This is a genomic window from Pallidibacillus pasinlerensis (assembly GCF_009996845.1).
Classification (GTDB): Bacteria; Bacillota; Bacilli; order Bacillales; family Caldibacillaceae; genus Pallidibacillus; species Pallidibacillus pasinlerensis.
Window position 1 is genome coordinate 1 of record NZ_JAACYS010000109.1, and the last position, 5,504, is coordinate 5,504.

3 protein-coding genes and 1 pseudogene are annotated in these 5,504 nt (G+C 32.5%); 3 read left to right on the plus strand and 1 reads right to left on the minus strand.

Annotated features, from left to right (window positions below; all coding sequences use genetic code 11):
* Both GW534_RS15330 and GW534_RS15335 read left to right on the plus strand, forming a co-directional pair.
* Positions 1 to 409 (plus strand): annotated as a pseudogene (locus GW534_RS15330) (exopolyphosphatase); the annotation flags it as partial.
* A gap of 31 nt (positions 410 to 440) precedes the next feature.
* Complete coding sequence (locus GW534_RS15335) at positions 441 to 2,546, plus strand: RNA degradosome polyphosphate kinase (RefSeq protein WP_161921853.1); 2,106 nt, start codon at positions 441 to 443, stop codon at positions 2,544 to 2,546.
* 33 nt (positions 2,547 to 2,579) lie between these two features.
* Here the strand turns inward: GW534_RS15335 and GW534_RS15340 are convergent, their stop codons facing one another.
* A complete protein-coding gene (locus GW534_RS15340) occupies positions 2,580 to 4,634 on the minus strand; it encodes a thioredoxin domain-containing protein (RefSeq protein ID WP_161921854.1) in 2,055 nt (684 codons plus the stop codon).
* 392 nt (positions 4,635 to 5,026) lie between these two features.
* On the opposite strand from GW534_RS15340, the gene GW534_RS15345 reads away from it, so the two are divergent.
* Positions 5,027 to 5,491, plus strand: coding sequence for a CcdC family protein (locus tag GW534_RS15345; RefSeq protein WP_161921855.1), 465 nt, complete (start codon positions 5,027 to 5,029; stop codon positions 5,489 to 5,491).
* Positions 5,492 to 5,504: the final 13 nt, after the last annotated feature.

Genomic DNA, 5,504 nt, shown 5'->3' on the forward strand with positions numbered 1-5,504 from the left:
TTTGGGCAAATATATTGACACAGAATCTAGTTCCCAACATACCTTCTATTTACTTGCCAATCGAACGATTGATGGATTAATGCATAAAGAGCGATTAAAACTTGCACTAGTTGCTTCATATAAAAATAAAACGCTTTTTAAACAGTTCATAAAACCATTTACTGACTGGCTAAGTAAAGCAGAACAAGAAACATTACAATTACTTGGGGCGATGGTTAAATTTACATATTCACTTGACGCGACAAAACGTCAAGCGATTAAAGATATAAAAGTAGAAATAGTAGAGAAAAATATAATGATTACTTGTTTTTCTAAAAAAGAAGCAATGGCAGAACAATATGAAGCTGAAAAAAACAAAAAACAATTAGAAAAAACATTAAAACAGGACATCCAATTACTTTTTTATTAAAATCTTGGCAATTTATTGAAGGGGAATTAAAATGGACAAAGTTAATGAGTATTTAAATGACAATATCAACTTAGATAATCCTTCGTATTACAACAACCGTGAATTAAGCTGGCTCGAATTTAATAAAAGAGTTTTACAAGAAGCGTTTGATGAATCCAATCCATTGTTAGAACGATTAAATTTTTTAGCGATATGTTCTTCAAACTTAGACGAATTTTTTATGGTAAGAGTAGCTGGGCTGAAAGATCAAGTTGATGCTGGCTTTAATAAACCGGAAAACAAGGCTGGTCTTAAACCAAGTCAACAATTAAAACAAATTTCTATCGTAAATCATCAATCTGTTTATAAACAATACGAATGTTATAAAGCGCTCATCAAACTCCTTGAAAAAGAAAATATTTATCTTACAACAATTGACGAGTTAACAGAAATTGAATTAAGGAACTTGGAGGAGTATTTTGATGAATATATTTTTCCAGTATTAACACCGTTAGCGATCGATGCTTACTCCCCTTTTCCTAAATTACTTAATAAGTCTATTAATTTAGCGGTGAATTTACAATCTGATACATCAAATGAGAAAGAAAATGCCATTGTTCAAATTCCTGCTTTACTCGACCGATTTATTCAAATTGGCAACGAACATAAATACGTTTTATTAGAAGACGTTATTAGCTTTTATTTACATAAATTATTTTATGGATATTCTGTTCTTTCTATATCAGAGTTTCGGATTACAAGAAATGCGGACTTAACAATTCATGAAGAAGGTGCACGAGATCTTTTAAAAGAAATTGAAAAGGAATTAAAAAATCGCAAATGGGGAGCAGCTGTACGCTTAGAAGTACGAGAAGGTAAATATAATCATTCTACAATTGAATTTTTGTTAAATGTATTAGAAATACATGAAAAGGATTTATATATCGTTGATGGCCCATTAGATCTAACTTTTTTATTCAAATTTTATAAACGGTTAAAAGATGATTATGACTATTTAGTTTACGAACCGTTAGTTCCACAGCCAGCACAAGATATTTTACCAAATGAATCAGTATTTGAAGCCGCTCGGAAAAGGGACATATTTTTACATCATCCTTTTGAATCGTTTGAACCGGTCGTAGAACTAATTACAGAGGCGGCCAAAGACCCGAATGTTTTAGCGATAAAGCAAACGTTATATCGAGTTAGTGACGATTCACCAATAATTGAGGGATTAAAACTAGCCGCTGAAAATGGGAAACAAGTAATGGTGTTAGTTGAATTAAAAGCCCGTTTTGATGAAGAAAATAATGTTCAATGGGCAAAAGAATTAGAACGAGCCGGCTGTCATGTTGTTTATGGGATTGAATTTTTAAAAACCCATAGTAAAATCACCCTTGTCGTTCGTAAACATGAAGAAATAATCGAACGTTTCGTTCATTTAGGTACTGGAAATTACAATGATAAAACAGCTAAAATATACACCGATATGGGGATTATTACGACGAAAAGAAAGTTCGGCGTCGATGCTACGAACTTTTTCAATTATATAAGTGGTTTCTCAAAGAAGCCTGATTTTTTCCATCTTTATATGGCCCCATTTGATATAAGGGACAAACTTATCGATTTAATTGATGATGAAATTAAATATCAAAAACGATTTGGCAACGGGCATATTATCGCCAAAATGAACTCCTTAACAGATAAAAAATTAATTAAAAAGATGTATGAAGCTTCTCAAGCAGGTGTAAAAATTGAATTAATTGTTCGTGGTGTTTGTTGTTTACGTCCGGGTATTGAAGGGGTTAGTGATACGATTACCGTTCGAAGTATCGTTGGTCGTTTCCTTGAACATAGTCGTATTTATTATTTCCATAGCAATGGTCTTGAAAAAGTATATTTATCATCTGCTGATATGATGACAAGGAATATGGAAAAAAGGATTGAACTAATGTTTCCAATTTATGAAAGTTCTATAAAGAGTCGCATTATGGAGATTTTGGCGCTTCAACTTAAAGATAATGCTAAAGCAAGGGAACAAAAAAATGATGGTTCTTACGAATATGTGGCGCGGAAAGATAATGATGAAATAGTAAATAGTCAAATGATCTTGTTTAAAATGGCCTATCAAGGTACGGAAAAGCGAGAATATTTTTAGGGGCTAGTTAATAGCCCCCTTTTCGTTGACAAATTAATCTTCACTTATACTTTTAAGCGCAATTGCAAAATCGTTTGTCGGCTGATTACAATGAAAATTTTCACAAACATAAACGGTTGGTTTTTGATCTATCATTTTATAATCCTTCGCAAACGGTACAACATCATTAAACTTAGTTCCAACTAATAAATGAATATGTGGATTATACTCTTTTTGTATTAACTGAATTAATTCATTTTCTATCTTATATTTTTCAGGTTGAATTAACACAACTTCTTTCATTTTTTGCCTAGTTAACAAAAATGCTTGCAACATCATACTATGACCTTGCGGATATTCGGATATGTCGCTTGCAAATGTATCAAAAATTTGTTGTACTTTTTCATCAAACGTATAATCACCCGTTAACTTTGCTAAACGCAATAATTGGAGGGTTGCTACACTGTTTCCTGATGGTAATGCCCCATCATAAGAGTCTTTTTGATTAATTAATAGTTTTTCATCGTCATGACCATTAAAGAAGAACCCGCCATTTTCTTTATCCCAAAACAATTCAATCATTGAATTGGCCAAGTATTTAGCTGATGCTAAATACTCTATTTTAAATGTTGTTCGGTAAAGTTCGACATACCCCCAAAGGAGATAGGCATAATCATCGAGGAAAGCTTTTTGTTTTACTTCCCCATCTCGATAACGAACCATTAATCGACCATCTTTAAATAAGTTTTCTTCGATGAACTTGATTGCTCGCTCAGCTTTTTCAATATAACGATCATTATCGAATGCTCTTGCTGCTTGAGCTATCGCTGCGATCATTAGACCGTTCCAAGAAGTTAAAATTTTATCGTCTTTAAACGGATGAACACGTTTTTCACGGGCTAAAAATAGCACTTTACGAGCGTTTTCTAAATCATCTATTAAATGAGTTTCATCAATACCTTTTTGTTCAGCAATTTCAGATAGATTTTTACCAATTAAATTCGGTATACTTTTTCCTTCAAAATTTCCTTCATCCGTAACATCATAAACTTCGCAAAATAACGAACCAAGTTGTTCACCTAATACTTCTTTTATTTCATCTGGACTCCAGACGTAAAAACGTCCTTCTTCCCCTTCTGAATCAGCATCTTCTGCAGAATAAAATCCACCTTCAATATGCTGCATATCTCGTGTTACATACGTAATAATTTCTTCCGCAATTTTTTTGTATCTCGGTTCCTTCGTCAACTGATAGGCTTCGGTATAAGCAATCGTTAAAAGGGCATTGTCATATAACATTTTTTCAAAATGGGGTACTAAAAATTTATCATCTGTTGAATATCGCGCAAATCCGAAACCTATATGATCGTAAATTCCACCATCCGCAAGTGCATCTAACGTTTTTGTTGCCATTTGTAATGCTTCATCATTTTCATAAAATTTGGCATACATAAGTAAATAAGACAAATTATGTGGCATTGGAAACTTTGGTGCTTCACCAAAACCACCGTATGTTTGATCAAAAGAACTTTTTAAAAGTCGAAAGGCTCGATGTAACGTTTCTTCATTCAATGCCTTGCCACTTTGTTTTTCCTGTGTTTTCTTTAGAGCTTCTGTTACTTGCCGGCTCACGTTTTTAATTTGTTCTGGGTTATTTTTATACTGATTATATAAATTAATAATAATCTCTTTAAAACCAGGCATCCCATAACGACTTTCCCGGGGAAAATACGTCCCAGCATAAAACGGTATTTTATCTGGGGTCATAAAAATACTCAGTGGCCAGCCACCATGCCCTGTCATCATTTGACAGACAAGCATATAAATTGAATCGATATCTGGACGTTCTTCCCGATCTACTTTAATTGAAATAAACCGTTCATTTAACAATTTTGCAATCTCTTCATTTTCAAATGACTCCCGTTCCATCACATGACACCAATGGCAAGTAGAGTAGCCAATACTAAGAAAAATTGGTTTGTTTTCTTCTTTCGCTTTTTCAAAAGCTTCTTCTCCCCACGGATACCAGTCCACTGGATTGTATGCATGTTGAAGCAGATACGGACTTTTTTCATGAATTAACCTGTTCGGTTTTTGTTGGTTATTCATTTAATCCCTCCTTTTTAACATTCACTTATATAAGGTTATCCTCTTTACTAACACATTATCACTATTTCACCTATAAAAGGGAGTATTACACTCACGTAAAAGTAGAAAGCTTTCAAACCTACAATTGGGTATTTATGGTAATATAATGATATGATTTTTGAATATTTTTATTATAAAAATATTGATAGTTTTTAAGAGTTAAGTGGAAGTTGATCACAGATAGAAAGAAAAATACTTATATTTAGGATTTGGTTATATAGGACTAATTTTAATTGGTTTAGCTGTGATTCGATATTTAGAGGAGATTAAAAAGTTCTTATTTATATTCATTGTATTATTCAAGATTTTATGGTACGTTTCAAAAGAAAATATATTTTTTAAGGATTGATCTCATGCTTTATCTGTCACTAATTATTCCAGCTATTATGGCAATTATTGTAATTTTTATCCGAATGAAAGCGACAAAGTATCCAGTAACAAAAAAGAAAATTATTTTACCACCTATTTTTATGAGTACCGGTTCCCTAATGTATATTTTTCCATACTTTCGTATCTCCCTTTTACAAGTGTTAGAGGCGCTTGGTGTTGGTATTTTGTTGTCCATCTTTTTAATTGTAACAACGAAATTTGAAATTAATCAAAATGAGATTTATTTAAAACGATCAAAGGCTTTCCCAATAATATTATTTTCATTACTTATCGTACGGATTGGTTTGAAGTTATATTTAACGCAAACGATAGATGTTGGGGAACTCGGAGGGATGTTCTGGGTATTAGCTTTCGGAATGATTGTACCGTGGCGAATTGCTATGTACTTTCAATATGTAAAACTTGAAAAGCGAATACAAGCCACTTAAGTAGTAAAAAAAT

Coding starts and splice junctions, on each gene's coding strand:
- GW534_RS15335 (WP_161921853.1), top strand. CDS start 441: ATGGACAAAGTTAATGAGTATTTAAATGACAATATCAACTTAGATAAT.
- GW534_RS15345 (WP_161921855.1), top strand. CDS start 5,027: ATGCTTTATCTGTCACTAATTATTCCAGCTATTATGGCAATTATTGTA.
- GW534_RS15340 (WP_161921854.1), bottom strand. CDS start 4,634: ATGAATAACCAACAAAAACCGAACAGGTTAATTCATGAAAAAAGTCCG.